Source organism: Caballeronia fortuita (assembly GCF_001544835.2).
GTDB lineage: Bacteria > Pseudomonadota > Gammaproteobacteria > Burkholderiales > Burkholderiaceae > Caballeronia > Caballeronia fortuita.
This window is the reverse complement of the sequence record NZ_FCNX02000021.1, coordinates 49,250-71,638: the sequence shown is the minus strand read 5'-3', so window position 1 is coordinate 71,638 and position 22,389 is coordinate 49,250. Positions and strand designations below refer to the sequence as shown.

The 22,389-nt window shown below is 61.0% G+C and carries 16 protein-coding genes; 9 read left to right on the top strand and 7 right to left on the bottom strand.

Annotated elements, in window-relative coordinates; genetic code table 11:
* Positions 1-7 precede the first annotated feature (7 nt).
* Positions 8-727: a FadR/GntR family transcriptional regulator gene (locus AWB77_RS30325; RefSeq protein WP_061138177.1), complete on the bottom strand. Its 720-nt coding sequence runs from the start codon at positions 725-727 to the stop codon at positions 8-10.
* Positions 728-931: 204 nt separating this feature from the next.
* Here AWB77_RS30325 and AWB77_RS30320 point away from each other — a divergent pair, with 204 nt between their 5' ends.
* Complete coding sequence (locus AWB77_RS30320; protein WP_061138176.1) at positions 932-1,510, top strand: cysteine hydrolase family protein; 579 nt, start codon at positions 932-934, stop codon at positions 1,508-1,510.
* Entirely contained in the window at positions 1,507-2,484 is a 978-nt protein-coding gene (locus tag AWB77_RS30315) for a GlxA family transcriptional regulator (RefSeq protein WP_061138220.1), read from the top strand. Before AWB77_RS30320 ends, AWB77_RS30315 begins: the two co-directional genes overlap by 4 nt.
* 10 nt (positions 2,485-2,494) lie before the next feature.
* Here the strand turns inward: AWB77_RS30315 and AWB77_RS30310 are convergent, their stop codons facing one another.
* From AWB77_RS30310 to AWB77_RS30280, 6 genes are all read right to left on the bottom strand, one after another.
* The gene (locus AWB77_RS30310; protein ID WP_208601587.1) at positions 2,495-3,340 is read right to left on the bottom strand and encodes an alpha/beta hydrolase; all 846 of its coding nucleotides are present in this window, start codon (positions 3,338-3,340) and stop codon (positions 2,495-2,497) included.
* Positions 3,337-4,521 (bottom strand): glycosyltransferase family 9 protein, encoded by a 1,185-nt coding sequence (locus AWB77_RS30305; protein WP_061138174.1) that lies wholly within the window; start codon positions 4,519-4,521, stop codon positions 3,337-3,339. The genes AWB77_RS30310 and AWB77_RS30305 overlap by 4 nt, the downstream gene beginning before the upstream one ends.
* On the bottom strand, positions 4,518-5,546 hold the full coding sequence (locus tag AWB77_RS30300) for a tetratricopeptide repeat protein (RefSeq protein ID WP_061138173.1): 1,029 nt from the start codon (positions 5,544-5,546) through the stop codon (positions 4,518-4,520). The genes AWB77_RS30305 and AWB77_RS30300 overlap by 4 nt, the downstream gene beginning before the upstream one ends.
* A gap of 89 nt (positions 5,547-5,635) precedes the next feature.
* Positions 5,636-8,950: an autotransporter domain-containing protein gene (locus AWB77_RS30295; protein WP_061138172.1), complete on the bottom strand. Its 3,315-nt coding sequence runs from the start codon at positions 8,948-8,950 to the stop codon at positions 5,636-5,638.
* Between the two features lie 1,424 nt (positions 8,951-10,374).
* The gene (locus AWB77_RS30285; protein ID WP_157694947.1) at positions 10,375-11,070 is read right to left on the bottom strand and encodes a hypothetical protein; all 696 of its coding nucleotides are present in this window, start codon (positions 11,068-11,070) and stop codon (positions 10,375-10,377) included.
* A gap of 35 nt (positions 11,071-11,105) precedes the next feature.
* Entirely contained in the window at positions 11,106-11,570 is a 465-nt protein-coding gene (locus tag AWB77_RS30280) for a hypothetical protein (RefSeq protein WP_061138169.1), read from the bottom strand.
* A 434-nt stretch (positions 11,571-12,004) separates the two neighbouring features.
* Here AWB77_RS30280 and AWB77_RS30275 point away from each other — a divergent pair, with 434 nt between their 5' ends.
* The 7 genes from AWB77_RS30275 (at position 12,005) to AWB77_RS30245 (ending at position 22,294) form a co-directional block, all read left to right on the top strand.
* Positions 12,005-14,239 carry a GNVR domain-containing protein gene (locus AWB77_RS30275; protein ID WP_061138219.1) on the top strand — a complete coding sequence of 745 codons (2,235 nt, stop codon included), beginning with the start codon at positions 12,005-12,007 and terminating at the stop codon, positions 14,237-14,239.
* A gap of 49 nt (positions 14,240-14,288) precedes the next feature.
* Positions 14,289-15,524: a hypothetical protein gene (locus AWB77_RS30270; protein WP_157694946.1), complete on the top strand. Its 1,236-nt coding sequence runs from the start codon at positions 14,289-14,291 to the stop codon at positions 15,522-15,524.
* A 363-nt stretch (positions 15,525-15,887) separates the two neighbouring features.
* Entirely contained in the window at positions 15,888-17,402 is a 1,515-nt protein-coding gene (locus AWB77_RS30265) for a right-handed parallel beta-helix repeat-containing protein (RefSeq protein WP_341845018.1), read from the top strand.
* A 240-nt stretch (positions 17,403-17,642) separates the two neighbouring features.
* Positions 17,643-18,593 (top strand): GlxA family transcriptional regulator, encoded by a 951-nt coding sequence (locus AWB77_RS30260; protein ID WP_061138166.1) that lies wholly within the window; start codon positions 17,643-17,645, stop codon positions 18,591-18,593.
* Positions 18,594-18,932: 339 nt separating this feature from the next.
* Positions 18,933-20,099: a carboxylate--amine ligase gene (locus AWB77_RS30255; RefSeq protein ID WP_244158706.1), complete on the top strand. Its 1,167-nt coding sequence runs from the start codon at positions 18,933-18,935 to the stop codon at positions 20,097-20,099.
* A gap of 412 nt (positions 20,100-20,511) precedes the next feature.
* Positions 20,512-21,369: a GlxA family transcriptional regulator gene (locus AWB77_RS30250; RefSeq protein ID WP_244158705.1), complete on the top strand. Its 858-nt coding sequence runs from the start codon at positions 20,512-20,514 to the stop codon at positions 21,367-21,369.
* Between the two features lie 43 nt (positions 21,370-21,412).
* A complete protein-coding gene (locus AWB77_RS30245; protein WP_061138164.1) occupies positions 21,413-22,294 on the top strand; it encodes a polysaccharide deacetylase family protein in 882 nt (293 codons plus the stop codon).
* Positions 22,295-22,389: the final 95 nt, after the last annotated feature.

Sequence of the window (22,389 nt, the reverse complement as noted above, 5' to 3'; positions counted from 1 at the left end):
TGGCGCGCTATGAAGGCGTGTCGTTCACGGTGCGCGAAAGCGCCGCGCGATCGTCGAAGTCCTTCTCCGCGCGCTCGATCAGCGTGAGCACCGCTTGCTCGGCGGCATGCGCGTCGCCTTGTTCGATGGCGATGCACAACGCTTCGTGCATCGGCAGCGAGCGCGCCGGGCCGCCCTCGATCTCCGAGCTCAACTCGAAGCTCGTACGCAGAATCGCGGAAAGTGCGTTTTGCATCTGCTGGACGAACTGGTTGTGGCAGGCGGTGAGAATCGCACCGTGAAACGCGAGGTCCGCCGGCACGTACTCGCCTTGTCCGGCGACGGCGCGTTCCATCGCCTTGAATGCACGGCGCACCGCGGCGCAATCTTCTGGCGTCGCGCGCTTCGCCGCGAGCTTCGCGGCATTCGGCTCGATGATCGTGCGAAGTTCCATCAGGTCGCGGATGAGATCGTCATCGACCACGCCGGAGCGCGCGCGCCACGTGATGACATCGGGATCGAACAACTGCCAGTGCGAGCGCGGCAATACGATCGTGCCGTGACGGCGCCGCACCTGAAGCATGCCTTTCGCGGACAGCGACTTCATCGTCTCGCGGATCGTGATGCGGCTCACCTGCATCAGTTCGGCGAGTTCGTCTTCGGCTGGCAGGATGTCGCCCGGCGCGAATTTGCCCGCACAAATCTGCTCGCCCATCTGGTTGAGTACTTGCCGGTGCAACGTCGGCATGTTTTCGCCTCTCTAGATCATACGTATGATTTGGAAGATATCAGTCAGTGTTTTATCGGAACAATCGGGGTTGACCCGATGCGCACGCGTCTTTCCGGTCGTAGGTCATGGCGATTTTTGTCCGCATTCATGACGCTTAATGCTCTTTCATCTCTTCGGGAAGGCGCATTAACATGGCTGCACATTCAACCAACGAGGCCAAAAATGACCGCCATCGCTCAACGCCGCTCCGCGCTCGTCATCATCGACGTTCAGGAATCGTTTCGACACATGCCCGACTGGTCCGAAACGGACCTGCTTGCATTCAAGGACGCCGTGCTGCGCCTCGATCGCGGCGCGCGCGAAACCGGCGTGCCGGTGGTTCACGTCCTGCATGTCGGCAAGGCGGGTCCGTTCAAGAAGGAATCAGGCTTCGTGAAGCCGCTTGACTGGCTGCCGGGTTCGCCCGATGCCGTCTTCGAAAAACACACGCACAACGCGTTCACCGATACCGGCCTCGACCTGTGGCTGCGCCGTCGCCAGATCGATCATCTGGTGATCGCCGGCATCCGCACCGAACAGTGCTGTGAGACGACCACGCGGGTCGCGTCGGATATCGGCTATGCCGTCGACTACGTGACCGAGGCCACGCTCACCTTTCCGATGACTCACGCCGCAAGCGGACGCGTCTACTCGACTTCCGAGATCAAGGCGCACACGGAACTGGTGTTGCAGGGTCGCTTCGCGCGCATCGCCAGCGCCGCAGACGTGCTCGACGGATGGCGCACCGCGCAAGCCGCATGAATCCGGCGATATCCGTCTGGTTCGTGCTGACGCCGCCGGTCCTGATGCTGGACTACGCGGGCCCCGCCGAGGCGATGCGCATGGCGGCCGAATCGGGCGCGCCGTTCACGCTGCATCACTGCGGCCCGCTGCAACGCGCGGCGACGTCGCTCGGCACGTTCATCGACGGCATCGAACCGTTGCCCGAGACGCTGCCGCCGAACAGTCTCGTGATGGTGGTCGGCAGCACGGAGTCGCCGGAGCCGGGCACGAATGCGCCGTTCGATACGGTCGCGCAGTGGCTCAAGACCGCGCCCGCCGAAGACACGCGCATCGCGAGCATCTGTTCCGGCGCGCTCCTGCTTGCGCGCGCGGGGTTGCTCGCGGGACGCCGCTGCACGACGCACTTCGGACTGGTCGATGATCTCGCGCGCGCTGAGCCGACGGCGCGCGTGCAGCACGACCGTTTGTTCGTCGATGACGGCGACGTGCTGACGAGCGCCGGCATCACGGCGGGCATCGACTTGTCGCTGTATCTGATCGAGCACCATGCAGGCGCCGAGCGTGCCGCCGATATTGCGCGCCGACAGGTCGTCTATCAGCGCCGCGCGGGCGACGACGTGCAGCTTTCGCCATGGCTCGCGCATCGGAACCACATGCATCCGGCGGTGCATCGCGCGCAGGACGCCATCTCGCAAAATCCCGCGCGCGACTGGAGCGTGGCCGAACTGGCGCGCGCCGCGCACGTGAGCCAGCGGCATCTGAGCCGCCTCTTCGCGGAGCACGCGGGCGTCACCGTGCTCGAGTATCAGCAGAGCCTGCGGGTGGCGAGCGCGCAGCGCCTGCTCGCGCACTCTAACTACACGATCGAGCGCGTGGCGGAAGAATCAGGCTTCGCGTCCGTGCGGGATTTTCGTCGCGTGTGGCGGCGGCATCACGATCTGTCGCCGGCGCGGTTTCGAAGCGGCGTCGAGCTCGATGCTTCCGTCGACTGAAACTGGCCGTTCAATCGCCGTTGCAGGTCACCGGGATGCGCAGCAACGCTGGCCACGCGCGCGCCCAGTCGCCGTCATGCGCGATGTCCGCGACCACGCGCACACGCGCGCAGCGCGTTCCGGCCGCGCCGGCGAAACGTTGGGCGACCGCCGGAGGCACGACACGATCCGCGTCGCTGGTGAAATGAAGCTGCGGCAACTCGCCGAGCGAAGCGGCGGCATCGATCGGATCGAGCGACGCGGGCATCGGCGATACATCGTGAATCCGGTTGACGTACTCGCTGCCGAGATTGCCCGCGACCGTGCGCAGCGAGCGCACATCGCGCCGCCGCGCCGCGAGCAGCACGGCGATCGCGCCGCCGCCCGAATAGCCGATGACATCGACACCGCGTCCCGGCGCGCGCGACGCGATCGCGTCCATCGCCTCGTTCATCGATGCGACCACGTCCGGCGAGAAGCGTGCTCCGGTCCAGTAGCGCATGTCGCAACGCGGGTTGTCGGCCATCGGCGTGAACTGGCACGGACGGGCGAGATAAACCACGTTCGGCGATGAATCCGCCGCCGCGAGCGCGAGCGCGGTCGCCTCGCGCGGCGTCGGATCGAGCGACGGCTCGCTGCGCGACACCCACGCGAAGCCGTCGCCTTCGATATACACATGGATCGGCGCATCGTTGCGTGTGATGCGCGAGTACGCGGTCAGCGCGAACATGCCGGTGCGCAAGGTTTCGCGCTGCAAGTGCGCCCTGGCGCCAAGCGCATCGGCGTGAGCGTTCCGGTCGACGGTGACGCAACCCGCAATACCGAACATCGCGATGACGCATGCGATTGCAGCGAAGATGCGGCCGCCGAATGTCATGCGCGACGCTCCGCTGCCCATCGCGATAATGCTTCGCGCATCGACGAAATGACATCGTCCCAGTCGCCGCGCCGCGTCTGTCGAAAGAGCCGCATATGCGGATACCACGGCGTGTCATCGCGCTGCATCAGCCAGCGCCAGTCGGGCACGAAGGGCAGCATCGTCCAGCACGGACAGCCGAGCGCGCCGGCCAGATGAACCGGCGACGAATCCACGGAGACGAGCAGATCGACGATCGAGAGTATCGCGGCGGTATCGTCGAAATCGCGAATTTCATCGCTCAAGGAAACCAGCGGCATGCCGGCGGGCGGCGCTTCGGCCTGCACGCACGCCGGTCCTTTTTGAATCGACACGAAGCCGACGCCGGGCAAGGCGAGCGGCGCAAGCTGATCGAGCCGCAGCGAACGGTTCGCGTCGTTGACGTGCGTCGGACGCCCGGCCCACACGAGCGCGACGAGCGGACGCGGCAGCGCATCGAGGCGCCGCCGCCAGTGCGCGACGCGTTCGGGATCGGCACGCAGATAGGGCATCGGGCCGGGCAGATCGTCGAGCGTCAGGCGTATGGCCATCGGCAGGCTCATCATCTCGCAATGCTGATGAAACGGCGGCGGCAACTCGCCGCGCACGACGATGTCGTCGCAGCCATCGAGCCGGCGCGCGAGCGAGAGCGTGTCCGCATTGACTTCGAGCACCACGCGCGCGCCGCTCTGCCGCTTCGCCCACGGCACCATGCGCATGAACTGGAAGGTGTCGCCGTAACCTTGCTCGTCGTGGATCAACAGCGTCTGGCCGGGCATCGGCTGGCCGTTCCAGCGCGGGCGCTGCACCTTGCGCTCCATCGACGCAGTATGCGCGAGACTGTAGCGATACCGGTATTCGCGCCAGCCGCGCTCGAAATCGCCTAGCAGCAGCAACGTTTCGGAGAGATCGAAGCGCGCGGAATAGTCGCCCGGCACTTGCGCGACGATCATCTCCTGAATCGCGCGCGTCGCCTCGAGCTTGCCTTGCGGGCGCAGCGCCGCCGCGAGCAGCCGCCACAGCGCGATCGGTCCGGTACCGCTCGCGAGATGCGGCATCAACAGCGCTTCGGCTTCTTCGTAGCGCTGCGCAACGAGCAGCGGGCGCACCTGTTCGATGAGCGCATTGACCGATGCGTCCGTCCAGACAGGGGGCGCGCTCATCGAGTTGCTTCCGTCGGAGATTCGCGGCCACCTGCCTCGTCGAGCAGGGCCGCCAGTCCCGAAAGCGCGGCGTCGCGCACCGTGCCGGGCAACTGCGCGGCGTGGCGATACGCGGCGGCGGCATCGTCCGTGTGGCCGAGTGCGTGGAGCGCGCGTGCGAGCGCATCGTGCGCGTCGGCGCGATGCGGCGCCAGCGTGACCGCATCGCGCGCACAGGCGAGGGCGGCATCGACGCGCTGCATCCGCAGCAGCGTCTTTGCGCGCGCGATCCGCTCCGCCGGATGATTCGGCGCGAACGCGTGGAGCATGTCCAGCGCGCGCAGCGCCGCGTCATGCCGATGCCGCGAGGCTTCGACATCCGCGAGATTCAGGTATGCCTCGACGAGACGCGGATCGAGATCGATGGCGGCGCGCGCTTCGCCGGCGGCTTCGTCGTAATGGCCTCGTGCCGACAGCAGAAACGCGAGATTGCTGTGCGCCTGCGCGTGGCCGTGATCGAGGGCAAGCGCGCGCCGATAATGCGTTTCGGCCAGATCCAGGCGCTGCTGACGACGAAGCGTATTGCCGAGATTGTTGTGGGCATCGGAGGAGTCGGGAAGAAGCTCGACGACGCGTTCGAGGCACGCGCGGCTTTCGTCGATCTTGCCCGCTTCCTGGAGCACGATGCCCAGATTGTTCCAGCCGGCAGCCAGCGCGGGATCGAGCGCGACGGCCTGACGCGCCGCCGTTTCCGCGCGTTCGAGTAGCCCTTTCTGCCGGCACATTTCGGCGAGATTCGCCGCATACGCGGCGGGCACGCGCGGCGCGTCGCACGCGGCGCTCAGACATTCGATGGCCGTATCGAGCTTGCCGTATGCGTGCGCCATCAGGCCGAGCAGATGCAGCGCATCGGGCTGAGCCGGCGATGCGGCAAGAACGCGCCGGCACCATTGCTCCGCCTGCGCCGCCTGTCCCGCGTCCCAGTGCGCGTGCGCGCGCGCGAGCGCATCGGATAACGTGACGTGTGCGGCGAGGGCATCGGACATGAAAGGTGCTCGACGTGAGAAACGTGAAACGATACTACGATCGCGCGGCGCGCCGCAGGCGGGCATGCCGGCGGCGCGTCCGTCATCGATCAGAAGCGTTGCTGAAGACGCAGAAGACCCGTGTGCGAGATGAAGCCCGAGCCTGCCTGCAATTCGTAGCGCGCCGTCACGCTCAGATTGCTGGCCCGCACGAGCGTCACGCCCAGCGAGACATCCGCGAGATCGGAGACCGGCGTCGCGCCGACCGTCGTGAACGCGGTCTGGCCCGCCGGATCGGCGGAGAAGCTCGCGCCGGTCGTCTGGCGCGTGTGGTCGTACTCGTGAATCCACTGCGCGCGCAGATCCGGCACGACCGTACCGTACGACGTGCTGAACGCCTTCTCGATCTTCGCGCCGAGCGCGCTGCGCACCGAGCTCGCATGCGTGCTGCCGACGCTCAGCGCCGCGCCGTTGCCGCCCGACTCCGTATAGCCGTTCTGATGCTGATAGCTATACGACAGGCTCGCCAGCGGCGTGAGCGTCATGCTGCCGAGCGCGAGCGGATAGCCCGCTTCGGCGTGCAGCACGTACTGCTGGCCGGTGAAACTGCCGTTCGCGAGACCGTCGAAGCCCGTCATGCTGACGATGCGCGTCGTGTCGAAGTGCTGCAGCGTCGCCGCGCCCGAGAAGTTCACGTACCACGGCGAGCCGGTGTAGCTCGCATAACCGATCAGGCCATAGGCGTTGATGCCCGCGGAATCGCCCGCGCTGTCGTCGCTGTAGTTGACGGCCGTATGCGCGTAGTCGAACACGCCGCCGACACGCCAGCGCTCGCCCACCGCGCGATCCGCGCCGACGAGCAGGCCGCCGTAGTTCGCGCTGTAGCCATCGACGCCATCGCGGCGATTCTGGCTCGCGTGGCCGCCGAACGCCTGACCCCAGCCGGTCCATTGCGAAGGGCTGTCGCCGGTCGCGATGCCGGTCGCGCCTTGCGATTGCGCGAGCCGCAGCGCGCTGACGCGTGCGTTGACGACGCCGAGCGCATCGAAGGTCGATGCCGCCGCCGCATGCGTCGCCTGCACCGGCGTGAGTTGCTGGCCGATGTGGTTGGCCGCCGCCGTCGACCCGCTGGCCAGCGATGCGAGCGTTGCGTTGTACAGATTCAGCAGATTGGCGTCGTCGACGCCGGTGTAGCTGAGCAGGCCCGCGAGCGAGCGCTTGGCGTTCGGCAGCGTGGCGAGACGCGCCTGCTGCAGCGGCGAGACTGGCGTGGGCGTCGGCTCCGTCATGCCGCCCGAACCGGGGACGTTCGGCGTCGTGGCTGGCGTGGCGGGCGTCGTTGGCGTCGTGCCTGCCGTGTCGATGCGATCCACCGTGACGACGAGGTCGGTATGTCCGTTCGATGTCGTCACCGTCGAGCCGCTCAGATGTCCCGCCACGCCGGCGATCGCGTAATTCAGCGCGCCCGCGTTGTAGTGACCCGCGCCCGCTGCGTCGACGACCACGTAGCGCTGGCCGGCCGCGAACGCATAGCCGCCCGTCGTGCTCCTGAGCGTGACGGCCGATCCCGCATCGATCGACGCGTTGCCGCTCACGACGAGCCTGCCGTAGCCCGTATCGGCGATGCTGCCGGCCGACGTCGCGCCGCTGTTCACGCCGATCAGCAAGGTCGCCGCCGCGCCCTGCGTGTAGTTGCCCGCGATGGCTACGGGACGGTCGACCGCGAGCGTCGCCGCGACGTTGCGCAGCGTGTTGCTGCCGAGTTGCACGGTATCGTCGAGCAGCAGGTTGCCGCTGCTCAGCACGACGTTCGCGCCGGTCACGGTGCTCGAGATCGTGCCGGGCGCGCCGTTGAAGCCCGTCAGCGTGCCGAACGCCGCGCCGCTCGCGCCGCTCAACGTGATGGCATTCGCGCTCGCATTGATGATATTGCCCGCGATGACACCCGCGTTCGAGATCGGCCCGAGCGTGCCCGTCGCCGAGTTGCTGATCGCGTAAGCGGAGCCGGTGATCGTGCCGCTGTTCGCGAGCGATCCGATCGTGCCGCTGTTGGACAGTGAACCGATGGTCCCCGAATTGACTATCGCGATAGCGCCGGGCGCGTTGCCGCCATCGATGAGCCCGTCGTTCGCGAACGTGCCGATGGAACCCGTGTTGACGATTGCGGCGCCTTCACCCGAGATCGTCCCTTGATTGGCGAGCGTGCCGATGTGGCCTGTGTTGAAGATGGCGGCGTCGCTGCCGGGCAGTGCGGCGTAGGGGAGCGTGCCGGTCGAGGCGATATCGGCCGTGCCGAATCCGCTGATGCTGCTGATCGTTCCCGCGTTGGTGAGCGTGCCGATCGTGCCCGCGTTGTTGATCGCGACGTTGCCCGCGAGGATGCTGCCGCCATTGATGAGCGCGCCGATGGAACCCGCATTGTCGATGGCATCGTGGGCGCTTTGGATCGTGCCGCCGGGGATGCTGTCATCGATCGGGACGGCGATGGCCATGGAGAGCGGCAAGGCGCTGACCGGTCCGCCGCCGATGCTGCCGGGCAGCGAATCGACCAGACTGACCGGCGCCGCGTTGGTCAGCGTGCCGATCGTACCGCGATTGACGATAGCCGCCTGCGCGCCGCTGATGAGCCCGCTGTTCTGCAAGGTGTCGATCGAGCCGATCGTGCCGAGCACGATGCCGTACATCCCGCCGCCGATGGTGGCGCTCGTTCCCTCGTTGGTGAGCGTGCCGATCTGCCCGCCGTCGTTCAGGATGGCCGTCTGCGTACCCATGACGACCGAGCTGTTGTAGAACGAGCCGATGGTGCCGGTGTTCCCTACGCCGATGGCTCCGCTGATGGTTCCCGAGTAGATATCGATGTTGCTCAGCGAACCTATGACGCCGCTGTTCGCGATGGCGGTTCCGTCCGCCGCGCCGATGTCGCCGTTGTTCGTCAACGTCGGCATGGAACCCTGATTGACGATCGACGCGATGCTGCCGCGCATGGTCATCAGCATGGACCCGGTTCCGGATGGAACGAACGCGAGGCCGCTATTGTTAGCGATACTTACGTTTCCAGCGTTCGTCACCGTGCCGACGGATTCGCCCTGATTGGTCAGCGTCCCCGGCGTGCCGGCGCTCTGCGCGCTCTCGACCGATAGATTGTGGCCGTCCCACGACCAGCCGAGGCCCGAAGCCGGTGTCCCCGCGACGAGATTCATCTGCGGCGCGGGCGGCAGATCGAGCGTCGTCATGAGGGTCATTGCGTGAGCGTGCGAGCCCGCGGCGAGCGCCGCCGTGCCGGCTGCCGCGCGAAGCGCCATCGTCAGGCGGCGACGTGCGCGCCTGGGCGAGCGCTCCTTCGCGCCGTGAGCGTGCGCCAATTCCGAAACCACCTGAAACGCGCCGAGACTCGCGCTCCAGACGATGCGATAGACATGATTCATCGATTCCCCGTACCGTGCTTGACTGCGTTGTTGTTGTTCACTGTTTTTTCGATCGAGTGCGCTGGCTGGCGGCACGCCGTTGCGTCGGGGACTGTCTGCCGCACGCGCGCACACGCGCGGCACCGTGCAATGCGCGGTGTCGCGTGAAGGGCGTGTTGGAAGTGCGGCTCCGGTCTGAGGGAGTGTGCGAATGCGCCACGAAAAAGACCGAATCGCCGTCCGGTAACGGACAGACATGTCGTCGACGCGCATGAGAAGCACGGCGCCGGAAAGTTTAACGGCGGGCCGATCAGTTACTTAAGACTTTTCTGTGTCGATGAGGTCGGTACGTAGGGCGGTTGTCGGGTTTTTGCGACAGAGTGCGTGGGGCAAACGTTGGCGAGGAATGTGCACTGCATGTGCACTGCCCGTGAGTCGTGATTTATGGCTTGGGGTGAGTTTCGATTGATGCACCTTCGGTGGTCAAGCATCGAGCTTTCGACGCCATCGCCCGGCCTCGCGATTACGCCGGCATGCCCTGACCTCGAGATGGATACACGCAATCCAAAGAGTTATTCAGATGAAACCGGGGTGCTTTTGCTGTTATGAAATAGATCTTCGATACTTGTGGTTTCAGCTGGTGAGCGGTGTGTTCGGGAGTGTCCGTCAGTGCTGCCGGGTTGCTATTGATTCGATAACATCGCCATATTAGCGATACCCATTTGCTTGATCGGCTGCTATTCTTAATCACGGACGAGCGCCTGGCGGATAGCCTCAAAAAGTTCGGACGACAAACCAGTAATCACCAGTTGCATTGACTATGATTCGGCGCACCCCGTCCGGCATCGGATAAGAATGCGTGCTGCATGAGGGCTTTCATCAGTTCAGTGAACGTCTGATCCGAAACGATAGAACGGATCAGATCCTCTCACCGCTATCGATCGCGGATAAGGTAAAGACCATGAAATGGTACCTCGTCCTGGCTACGATCGCATTTTGGTGCGTCCTCCTGCTGTCGGTGCTTGGGGTATTCGACGTTCTATTCGGCCAAGGACGCAAGCGGAAGACGGACGCATCGGATCAATGTAATGACGCGAGACGGAACGCGAGCGTCCAGCGAACCGACGAAGGGTACGACGAAGGGATGAAGGCCGATGTTCGAACCGCGACCCATCGCAGGCACCCGCCTGTTGTGCAAGATCGTGCTGACGATCATTGAGCCCGCAGTACGACGGCTCCGCCAGGCACGCGAAAATCGCCGCTAGCGAGGCGTCGATGTGTCAGTGTGCCCGCGCGGGTACCACGTGTCGCGAACGCATGTACCGACGGCACGCAATGCGATCGCAGTCGATACGACGAGGTGTCAGCTACATGTCTCGTCGCCATCATGCTTGAGCGTCCTGGAGTATTCGATCGCGCCACGATTCTTCAACAAGCGAGACACTTCATCGAAGTTCGCCAATCAGGTCATAGGAACCGCCGTCTATTTCCCGGTAATCGATCAGCCTGTGCGCATACTGCGGTGTGTTGAGTCCCCAGGCATCGTGAGTGTCCCAGTTACTGTGATAGGCGAGGCGTCCCGCTTCGGTCACGAGCATCTTGCCTTTGTACCCTGCGAGATCTTGCGAGACGTAGTAGTACGTCTCCGAACTCGATTCCGCGACGGTCTCCGCCGTCTCCGCGGTGATCTTGATGCCGCAGACGATCGACAGGATTGTGAACAGTATCATCGGACGGAGCTTCGTTTCGCGGCTCAACATCAATAGCGTGCCGAAAAACATCGGAGCAAGGAAGCGATTTCCGGCGTTCTGCTCGAGTCTCATCCAGCTATAAAACACGCAAGGCAGAAAGAAGAGCCACGCGAGGCGACGCAGCATTCGCGCCCGATCCTCCGTCATCCATGACGCCGGGACGATCGGCGCGAATTCCGACAGCACGTACAGCCCCGAATAGCCATAGAAGAGAATCAGATTACGATCTCCCGCGGACTTTACCAGGAAGGGCAAAGGAAGCAGTTCCGAAAAGTACCACGCGCGCCAGCCGAAGTAGATCATCCCAGGCACGCACAGAAAGAGCAGTAAGTTGCGAATCTCTTTAATCAGAACACCGCGGCCATATCCCTCCACCAGTCGCAGAAGCAAGGGCCCGGCTGCCCATACGACGCCGTCCGGGCGAATCAGGCACAGCAGGAGAACCCACCCGTAAAAGGATGGCTGCTCGCGTGCTTGCGGTGAGGCAAAGGATATAGACGGCGCAGAAGAGCAGCGTACAAGTAGGGTGTAAGAAGCAGGCCGAACAAGGCGATGATCTTGCGCGCGCTGTCCTTCAGTTGCGACAGGATGATCAATGCACCCGCGAAGTTCAAGGCAAGCGCGGAAAGGAATTCGGGAACGCCTGCTCTCTTCAGCGCGGCGATCATCACCATCCATAGGAAGTCCGTCGCGCCTTCTACGGGGATTCCCGAGTGCCCATAGCTGATGACACCGGTCCGCGCAAGATTCCTCGCATACTCGAAGAGGATGACGGCATCCTCTGTCGGGACCGCATACGTGTATGCGAGCCAGAAGAGCGGAAACATCACGACAGCGCAAAGGGCTAGCGTGAGCGTAGTCGGAGCAGTCTGCCGGAATGTGATATCCATGACGGGCCCTGTGCGATGCCAGTTCGCACGATCATAGGCCGCGCTCCTTGACGATGCTGGACAACATCTTGGTTATTTTCGCCCAACAGGGGCGCCTGAAAACACCGCTTGACAGTGCCATGCTACTGCGGCGATCGTTGTTATCGGCCTGATAAGAATCCGCAAGAAAACATCGCTCGTTGATATATGCGCTCTCGCAAGCACGCGTTGGAAAACTCGCGACACGAGCGCAATTTTGCACTGTTAATCTGTAGTCCGCAGCGTGCCTGCATTGAATCGTCTGCAGCGTCGTGTGCAATAGATCGGATGAAAACACGCTTATTGCAACTCCGTCTTTCATGCGATGTATTGGACAAATGCCGCGCTCGATGTAGGCGAATCCGAAACGACAGCGGTTTTCTATGAAGGTACTCGCCGGCCATTGGAGCGCGAACATGAACCGCGACAGTACATCGTTCGAAAAAGGCTATTCCGACGAAGATCCGCCGGCGCGGTTCGCGAATTATCTCGACACTATCTACGACAACCGCAAACTCGTCGCGGTCATAACGGCGGCGGTACTTGCACTCGGCGTCTTATACGCGTTTCTCGCGCAGCCGATCTATCGCGCCGACATGCTCGTGCAGGTCGAACAAAGCGCCGACGCGCCGGCGACATCAAAGAACGCATTGGGCGACGTGTCATCGATGTTCGACGTCAAGACCGCAACCTCGGGCGAGACTCAGGTTATCGGCTCGCGCTCGGTTGTGAGCCAGGTGGTCGACAAGCTGCATCTGTTCATCGAGGCCACGCCGCGCTATTTTCCGGTTATCGGACGCTGGCTCGCGGAACATTCGGATTCGCTGACCAGTCCGGGCCCATTAGGCTATGTCTGGAGCAAGGAGCGGATCGAGGTCTCGCAGTTCGACGTGCCGCGACAGTTATTCGGCCGTCCGTTCGTGCTGACCCGAGGACCGGGCCAGTCCTATGAGCTGCGATATCGTGACATTGCGCTGCGCGGAACCATCGGCGAAGTATTGCAGGCGACGACCATTGGCGGATCGGTCACGCTGCTCGTCGACAGCATCGATGCAATGGATGGCGCGACGTTCACGCTGCGTCGCCTGTCGCCTGTCGTCACGACGGAAAAGCTGCGCAGGGAGCTCACGATCGAAGAGACGGGCAAGGATTCGAACGTCATCAGCGTTGCCTTGATCGGTACCGATCCGCTAAAGATCAGCGAGGTATTAGGCGCGATCGGAGCCGAGTATGTCCGTCAGAATGTGCGACGCAAGGCCGAGGAAGCGCAACGCTCGCTCGAGTTTCTGCAAGCGCAGTTGCCGGATGTGAAGCAAAGCCTGAATAGCTCGGAAACACGCTTGAATGATTATCGTGCGACTCACGCGACCGTCGACCTCGGTGAGGAAGCGAGGAATCTGCTGCAGCGTTCCGTCGAGGCGCAGACGAGGCTGATGGAGCTCGAAAAGAGACGCGGCGAACTGCTCGCCCGCTTCAACAGCGATCATCCGTCCATACGTGGCGTCGATGCGCAGATACAGATTGCGCAGCGTCAGGCGGAGGACGTCGGCCGCGCGACACGCATGCTGCCTCCGCTGGAGCAGGATGTTCTTCGCCTTCAGCGCGACGTCACCGTGGGCGCCGGGCTTTACACCACATTGCTGAACACGTCCGAGCAACTCAAGCTGGTCAAGGCGGGAAAGGCGGGCAATGTCCATCTCATCGATATCCCGGCGATACCCGAAGAGCGTATTCGGCCAAAGCCGGCGCGCATCATTGCGGCTTCGTTGGTGCTCGGCCTGTTCCTCGGTGTTCTCACATCATTGGCGCGCGTGCTCGTATTCGATGCGATCGACGATCCGCACGAAGTCGAGCAGCGCACCGGAGTCGCTGTTCTTGCAAGCGTCGCCTATAGCCGTCGACAAGAAAAACTCGATCGCATGCGGCGTCGCTCTGGAATGAAGGGCGTGCCACTGGCGAACGAGTCGAAGGCCGATCATGCGATAGAGAACTTGCGCGGCCTGCGCGCGGCGTTGGAGTTCGCGATGCAGAAGGCGCGCAACCGCATCGTGCTCATCACGGGTCCTACGCCGGGCGTTGGCAAGTCGTTCATCGCGCTGAACCTCGCTGCGGTAATCGGCGCGTCGGGCAAGCGCGTGCTGCTCGTCGACGCCGATATGCGACGCGGCACGCTGCATTGTCATATGGGCGGCGACCGTGGACCGGGGCTATCCGACCTGATACTAAGGACGTCAAGCAGCGACGAGGTGATCCGGTCCACCGCGCTGGCGGGCGTCGACTTCGTTCCGGTCGGAAGCCTGATTCCGAATCCGGGCGATGCGCTCTCGCGTCCCGACTTGCAATCGATCGCAATCGATCTGGCTATGGCATATGACGTCGTTCTTCTGGATGCGCCGCCCGTGTTGTCCGCGCCCGATGCGTCACAATTGGCTTGCTTGTCGGGGACGACGCTACTCGTCGCTCGACAAGGCGTGACCGGGCTCGGCGAACTGCGCGAGTCGATACGCCGATTCGCGAAGCTTGGACTTGCAGTTCGCGGTGTCATCTTCAACGGGCAACGCCTGCGGCCGGGCCGCTACAGCTACGACTACGGACGTTACCGCTATTCGAACCAGAGTTATCGGCGGCGCGAGACGGACATCGTGCAGTGACGCGTCTCGACGCAATGTTCAGACGACAATCGGAGTAAGGCAGCTAGCCATGGCCAGATCGAAACTAGCGCAATCCATCTTCTGGGCAACGGTGATCGTTGCACTGTTGTACTCGTCTTATCGTTATCCGTTGCAGATCAACTCCGCGCAAACCAGTCCGACCTATTCGGATACGCCGCCGCTGTTGCAGGCGGCGAAATACCTGATTCTGGTGGTTGCGTGCGCGGTGATGGCATTTGTAGCGGGCGGTCTATATGTTCCACGACGCAGGTTGGGCTTCATCACGCTCTATCTCATGCTGGTAGCGTGGCCAATCGTTCATTTCGCATTCGACGGCGATGCAAAACATCTAACCTTTCCAATCGTCGCAGGCGTTGCCTTCTTCATTTCGCTATCGGTGTGCAGCGTCACGCTGACGGCAGTCGATACGTTCATGAGGTTCACGCTGTACTTCTCACTGCTCGTGGACCTGATACAGATGATTTTGTTTCATGTGACCGGCCGGCTTCCCGCCCTCGCATACGAAGATACGCTGGCCGTCAGGTTCGGCAGCTTCCTCGATGATCCGAATGGTTTTGCGGCTCTATCGTTTCTTCTGCTCGGATATGCCTACTCTTTGCCGAGAACGATGATGAACCGTCTGTGTATCCTCGGTGTGATCCTGTGCATCTTCCTTTCGCAGTCACTTACCGCCATCAGCTTCCTTGTACTTCTGATCGTCCTATGGGGACTCACGAATCATTTCAAGGCAACGCTATTCGTTCTGTTGATCGGTGGTCTTGCGATATTCCTGCCCTACCTTTTCAACGGCTTCAGTCTCGGCGGGAACGGCCTGCTGGATGTCGTCTTCACATCGAAGCAGGCGAGTTCCGATGCCCATTTCGAGTCGTTTAATCTGGATAAGCTCGCTGACTTCTCGGTATGGATTCTGGGCGGAGACGAATACTTGATATCGGAATCCTGGTGGGTGACTGCGTTGAACAACTATGGCCTGATCTGGTCGGGCGCGCTCTTGTCGATGCTGACGGCGTTCATGTGGAAACTCTACATCACGTTCAACGAGGCGCATAGCCAGAGGGTCAAGCGTGTCAGCTTGTCCGTACTGTTGTTTTCGCTATATGTCGTGGGCGCATCGCTGAACTTGCCGTTTCTGACCGTGTTCCCGATCAATTTCATGCTGATGTTGTTCGTCTCCCTTTTCATGCTCGACAAGCTGCAAGATCACGAAGGGCTCGAAGGGTTTCGCGGCGACTTATATACCGAACGACCCCGCCCGCTGGTCTGATGTGCGTCTCGCCGCATCCAGGTCTATGCAGCTATGAAAAGGTTATGGCACTGGTTCCTGATCGCAGCGCTCGCGTATGGCAATGTCGCTTTCGCGCGGGACACCGCCACGCCCGGCATTGGCGCGACCAAAGGCGTTTCGTCGTCTTCGGAGGCGGGCACAGCCGGCTATCGATCGGCGGCGGCGAATGCGATCGCTCAGAAGGTCGCCCGGCGATTCCGCTCGAACGTCGATTGCCACGCCGAATTCGCAGCCGATAACACGGGCAGGACCGACGCGACGAAAGCGCTCAACAGATGCTTCGCCACAGGCGGGAATGTCCGCCTGAAGGCTGGCATCTACAAGATCTCGTCATATCTGCTCGTGCCGGCCAACACGTTCGTCACGGGCGACGGCCCCGGCGAAACGATCGTTCGACTGAGCGCGAATGTCGCGCTCTACGCGGCGTGGGGCGCCCAGGATCAATATCAAATCATGCTGATAAACGGCGACAACGCGGGCGTTTTCAACCTGCAGATCGACGCGGCTGGTTTCCGTGGCTGCGGAATTGGTGTCTGGTACTCTTCGAATAACTTTATCGGCGGCAACGCGATCAGGAATTGCGGGAGCAGCGCGCAGGGCATTCTTCAATCAGGTTCGAGCTATCAGTATGTCTATAACAATCACATCTTCAACACGATGCATGGCATGGAAATCTGGCAGGTTACGCACGGCCAATATGCCGACAATGTGATCGAAACGGCGGCTGAGGGCGGATTCTTCGAGGCCGATAGCGAGGATTTGCTCGTCTACGGCAATATGATCTCGGATTGCGGCGATGTAGGCCTGGACGCAGAAGGCGGTGTGGACGTCATTCTGATCGGGAACACCGTGCGAAACGCGAAATTCGGGGAACTGAGCTACTTCGCAAACGGCACGGGATCTGGACGGATTCCGAGGAACATCGTGTTCGTGAACAACGTTGCATATCGCTCGCCCGCTTATCGCGCGGGCGCGGCACAGACATCTGCGCCGACGAGCACGGAGGCGGGCGGCATCATGCTGGCGAGTTCGACCGACGGCCAGACGGGCATCGTATTCAGCAATAACACGGTTCATGCAACCGGCCGCACCGCGCTGTGGGCGAACGATCAGGGCGCAGGCGTAAAAACGGGCATCGAAATCTCGCACAACGAGTTCACGAGCGATGACAGGCTCTTCACGTTTCAACGCGCGTCGGGCGCCCTGCTCAGCGAGAACCATTTTCATGGCCGGCCCGGGTCCGAGGCTTATGAAGGGGAGTGGAAAAATCCGGATGGCGGCGCATTCCTCAACAACACCTTTAACTACGATGTCACGAAGAGCAAGGGCTACGCGCTGCGCTATTACACCGACGCACCCATCAAGACGAACCCGACGATCGCAGGAAACGCCTGTCACAATTGCGGCGCCTTTGCGTTCGAACACGATCCCTACAAGTCAGGTGTCGCGGCTATCGTCCATGACAATGCTTTCTCCGACACCTGGCAGGAGAATGGGGGCGTTCATGCCACCGCGAATGGATATCCGCAATACCGCGGCCAGCGATTGTTGATCTCCTTCTCGGGTGTAAGCGCCGCGAGCCTCGATCTTTCGACGTTGACGGCCTTGGGCGGTCCGCTGACGCATGCACGCATGACGTTGCAGGTTTCGTCGACAGGTGCGCCGGGCAATGCCTACGAGATGACCCGGCAAGCGGGCGCGGCAATCATCTCGCGCAATGGCTCGGGTGCGGGCTCCGGCGCTGGCGCGAGCACGGCCCGTTACGCATCGTTCTCGGGAGAAATTATCAGAATCAAAGGGATAACCTCGCAAACGGTGACAGGTTATCTGACGCTCGATTTGACATCTTCCCGGTGATAACCTTCGCTTGCTTTTATTCAATGGATAACAAAAGTTATCTGGCTGAAGGGGTATGAACTGCGTATTTGATCCGAAGATAAGATAGGTCGGAAGTTATGCAGACATCCATAGGGTGACCTATCTCTAAAAGTTTCCTAACCTTTAATCTGCCGGTTGAGACCAACTCTTCCTGACTGCGTTGAGAAAGCTATCCGCGTTCTATCCGAAGAATCAATAAGTGAAACTGGAGGCTACGTCATGTCGACGCTACGTCCTGCCCTCAAGAATGCAGCCAGCACCAGCCGCGACGTTCCTTCTCGACAGCCTTCGGCAACCATCAAGCGCGTCGGAATCGTTTTATACGACGGATTCTCATTGCTTGCGGCCGGCACCCTGGCGGAAGCCCTTCACACCGCGAACGAGTTGCAAGCCGAAGGTTCGAAACATGCGTTCACTTATCGCGTGATCCTCATATCGGCGGGCGGCGGTACGGTTTCCTGCTCATCGTCGATATCAGTGTGGACCGAATCGGGCGGCGAGGACCAGTTCGATTATATCGACATGCTTTTCGTCGCCGGTGGAAACGGCGTCGCGCGCGCCCTGGCCGACGACGCCTTCGTGGGATTACTGCGCAAGCTCCGTGATAAAAGTGTCAGCATTGCGGCGATCGGAAATGGTCACATCCTGCTGTCCGCTGCGGGAGTGCAGCAGCGCGAAGCGCAGACGATGAAGCACGATAGCGATCAGGCATTGATGAGCTCACTCGCGCTCTTGAAAAAGGATTTGGGGCCCGAAATTGCAGTACGCGTAGCGCAGCGTCTTGGTGTGGGCACCGACATCTCGCCTAACGGTGAAATGGAAGAACTGCAAGCCACGACGTTGCGAGAAAAGGTGTGCGCGTCGGCGCGCTGGATCACGCAGAATTGTGCCAAGCCGATATCGATCGTCGACGCTGCGCGAATGTCCGCGATGAGCGAACGCAACTTCCTGCGGCTTTTCAAACGGGAAATCGGCGTGACGCCTCTGCAATATCTGCTGCGTGCGCGGCTGGAGCTCACGTGCAAACTGTTGAAGAGCACCGATCTTCCGGTCGACAAGATTGCACGCAGGACAGGTCTTAGCAACGGGGAGCGGCTATCGAAGCTCTTTCGGAAGGAATTCTCGATGTCACCTTCAGAGTTTCGCATCCAGAACCGCAATGCCGAATAGTCGGCGTTCGCTGTGCCAATGAGCCCGGAAAAAAGGCATCGGCGTGCGCTGTGGAGTTACGTGCGCTACGCCACATTCGTCGTTTTTGATCTGGCGAATGCCATTGTTTTGACCTAGGCTTTCCCTTACGAAAAATCTTCAAGCGAATCGTCGGCACGCCTATTCGATTAGCATACCGAACAAATGTGCCCGGTGTGACTTCCGGTTACATTCGATCGATAACATCAGAGTCGCGACAAAACGATTTCTATTACACGAGCGACTCGTGGGTAAGCGGGCGACTTCGAGGCGTTGCTCTCATAGCGGAGCGCAAAGAATAACCAGATACGAGGTGAATTCATGGCAAACAAGGCGACTATCGGCCAGGCCGCCGAGGCAGTGGTACTCGGAGGAACGCTCAATGGACTTGGTGTCGTACGGTCATTGGCGCGTGCTGGCATTCCCGTCACCGTAGTGGGTACGCGATTCACAGGAGCAGCGTTGTGGTCGCGTCATGCATCGCCGCGCCTGGTGAGGGAGTACATCGGCGAGGACTTTACCGCGGACATGATAAAGCTAGGAAGGACTTTTTCGCAGCGACCGGTCCTCTTTCTCACCGATGAGGAGTGCGTCCGTTCGGTATCCGAGAATCGCAATGACCTCGCTGATTGGTTCATTTTTCGGTTACCGAGCAAGCAGTGCATCGATACTGCGAGCGATAAAGGCAGCTTTCATGAGTTCGCTTGGAAGCACGGCTTCCCGGTCCCTTGCTCCATCATTCTCGAAACTGAGCAGGACGTGGACAAGCTCGAGACGATGAGCTTTCCGTGCATCATCAAACCGGACGACAAGCGTCAGGTTCTGAGAGGCAATGCGATACGCGTTGTGAAGGCCGAGTCTTTGCATGAGGCGCGCATGCATGCGATCTCGATGTTGAATGCCGGAATAGGAATCGTCGCGCAGGAGTGGATCGAAGGGGCGGACTCGAACATCTACTTCACGCTGTTCTACCGTGGTTCGGAGGGCTGCAGAGTAGCTGCCTTTACGGGGCGCAAGCTGCTCAGCTTTCCGCGGCACGTCGGGAGCACTGCGATTTGCGTAGCGGCCGACGAAGCGCGCGATGTGCTCGAGCCGATGACCTTGCGATTCGCCGAGTGCGCCGGTCTCGATGGTATGGGAAGCATGGAATACAAGTGGGACGACAGACATAAGAGATTCACGATGATCGAGCCCACCGTCGGAAGAACGGACTGGCAAGAGGAGATCGCCACGTTGTGCGGCATAAATATTCCCGCAGCGGCTTATCGGCATGAATTGGGATTGTCGCCGATGAGCGAAGCGCGCCACGGCGCGAACATGGCATGGCGAGCGACGTTCATCGATCGCGTCCCGAGACATTTCCGCACGCTAGGCAGCGTACTGATAGACGGATACTTTCGATGGGACGATCCCTTGCCCGCATTACAGCATTATTGCGTCGTCAATCCGCTTCGTCACGTATTGCGGAAATGGAAGATCGCGAAATAACCATTCTGACAGGCATCCGATTCCAGCTTAAACCGATTTGATACGTCATACGGAATATTCGCATTCGCGGATAGCCTGCAAACATTACTTATCCGCAGGCGTGCACGTTGCCCGAAATGTGCGTTTCCCCACGGATACGCGAAATATGAGCGCGCAGTATCGGACCGTTCCTTGCCGACAGGTTATCGGTCCGGTAGCGACGCTTCGAGCAGTGGCCTCTTCCTTCAATGCGCCAGAGCGCCCGCGGCAGAGTGCAGCGGATGCAAATCTGCGAACAAGAATCCAAGAGGAACATACGGCTATGTCACGCACTATCGCGCTTCGCGATGCAAGCCTGAGCGGCAGATTCGGCATGCCTGGCCGGCCCGTCATCAGGCACGTAGGCATCGTTCTATATGATGGATTCTCTATCATGGGAGTGGGCACCCTGATAGAAACCCTGAAGATATCGAACGAATTGCAGCGGTCCACGAGAGGAGATCATCTCGCATATAACATTTCTCTCCTGTCGATTGACGGAGGGATGGTGACGAGTTCTTCGTCCATCTGCGTCGGCACGGGGTGCCTGGATGAACAGCGCTTCGGCGCCGGCGATGTGTTGTATATCGCGGGTGGAAGCGGGGTGAGAGACGCTTTGGGGGATGATCGACTCATTGAACTGCTGAAGACCGTGCCTTCATTGCACGCAGCCATCAATGGTCTGGGCAGCGGCCATGCTCTTCTGGCGGCTGCGGGGCTGCCGTGCCACACCTGCGCGTCACAAGGGCGCGATGCGTTCGCGCACGACTACCCGGTTCGGCCTCGCGATGAACGCAGCCATGCATTGACTTATGCGCTCGACCTGATAAAGCGGGATCTTGGCTATGACATTGCGTCGTTGATTGTCGAGCGTCTGCTCGACAATCAACACATGTCTATCATGTTGAGCGAATTGACCACGCCGAGCGCGGCCGAGAAGGCTCAGGAATCGGCGCGTTGGCTGGAAGAAAATTGCGGCAAACCCGTCTCGGTGGTGGACGCCGCTCATACCGCAGCAATGAGTGGCCGGAACTTCTCACGCCATTTCAAACGCGAAATGGGGCTTACGCCGTCGCAATACTTGTTGAACGCGCGCATGAAGCTGAGTTGCGATTTGCTGACGAATAGCGAGCTTCCCATCGATAAGATCGCGCGGCGCACGGGCCTGAGCAGCGGAGAGCGGCTATCGAAGTTGTTCAGAAAGCAGTTCTCCATGTCGCCCGCTGAATTCCGTGCGCGAACGCGGGAGTAGAGCGTAAGCGAGCGCCAACCTTCGAGAATGGGTGAGGGCACACATGGTCGCGAAGGCAGTCCTGCAAAATGTACTGGCACGAGGCATCACGACTTTCGGCATCGACGTGGCGTCGCGCCGCCTCTTATGGCGTGACCGTGTTGCGGTCCTGCTGTATCACGATCCGAAGCCCGAGACACTGGATGAGCATCTGACGCATCTGAAAACGCTTTGCGATGTTATCCCGCTCAGCGAGGTGGCTTCGGAAGGAAACGGACGTCCGAGAGCTGCCATCACATTCGACGACGGCGTAGCGGGCAACGCGGACTTGCTGCCGGTATTCGTCAAACACAAGGTTCGACCGACGATTTTCCTCTGCAGTCAGTTCGTTGGCCGTCCGGCGGTGCACTGGTGGCTGCTGCCCGCCGCGAAAAAGGCTGGAATCGAGCGACTCAAGCGCCTGAGTAACCGGGAGCGCCTGGCCGAACTCGAGCAATATCACGTCGATAACTATCTCGAAGAGGACGCAACTGGCTTGAGTGCCAAACAGCTCGAGGAGATGCGGCCGTTCGTGGATTTCCAGGCACATACACGTTTTCACCCGATCCTGACTCGTTGCGACGAACAGGAATGCGAGCAGGAAATATCCGTTTGCAAAGCCGAAATCGAATCCATGCTCGGCATCGAATGCGAGCATTTTGCATATCCCAACGGTAATTACGGCGACCGCGAAGTCCGATTCGTGAAAGCCGCAGGTTATAAAACAGCGCGTACATGCGATCTCGGTTGGAACGACAGCCGCAGCGATCCGTTTCGCCTCAAAACCATAGTCATCGACGACGACGCTACATTGCCGTGGTTCGCGGCACAATTGACGGGAATCCCTGTCTTCCTTCGATACGTCCGCCACGCTCGCAATCTCTCGGGGTACTCACCGCAATTCTGACATCATCTCGAGTCCTCCAATCCGCGGTAAGCGGCCATTGTTCGCCATCCTCTTACCGCGGATGCGATTCATCGGGCGAAAGCATTGGAAACGAT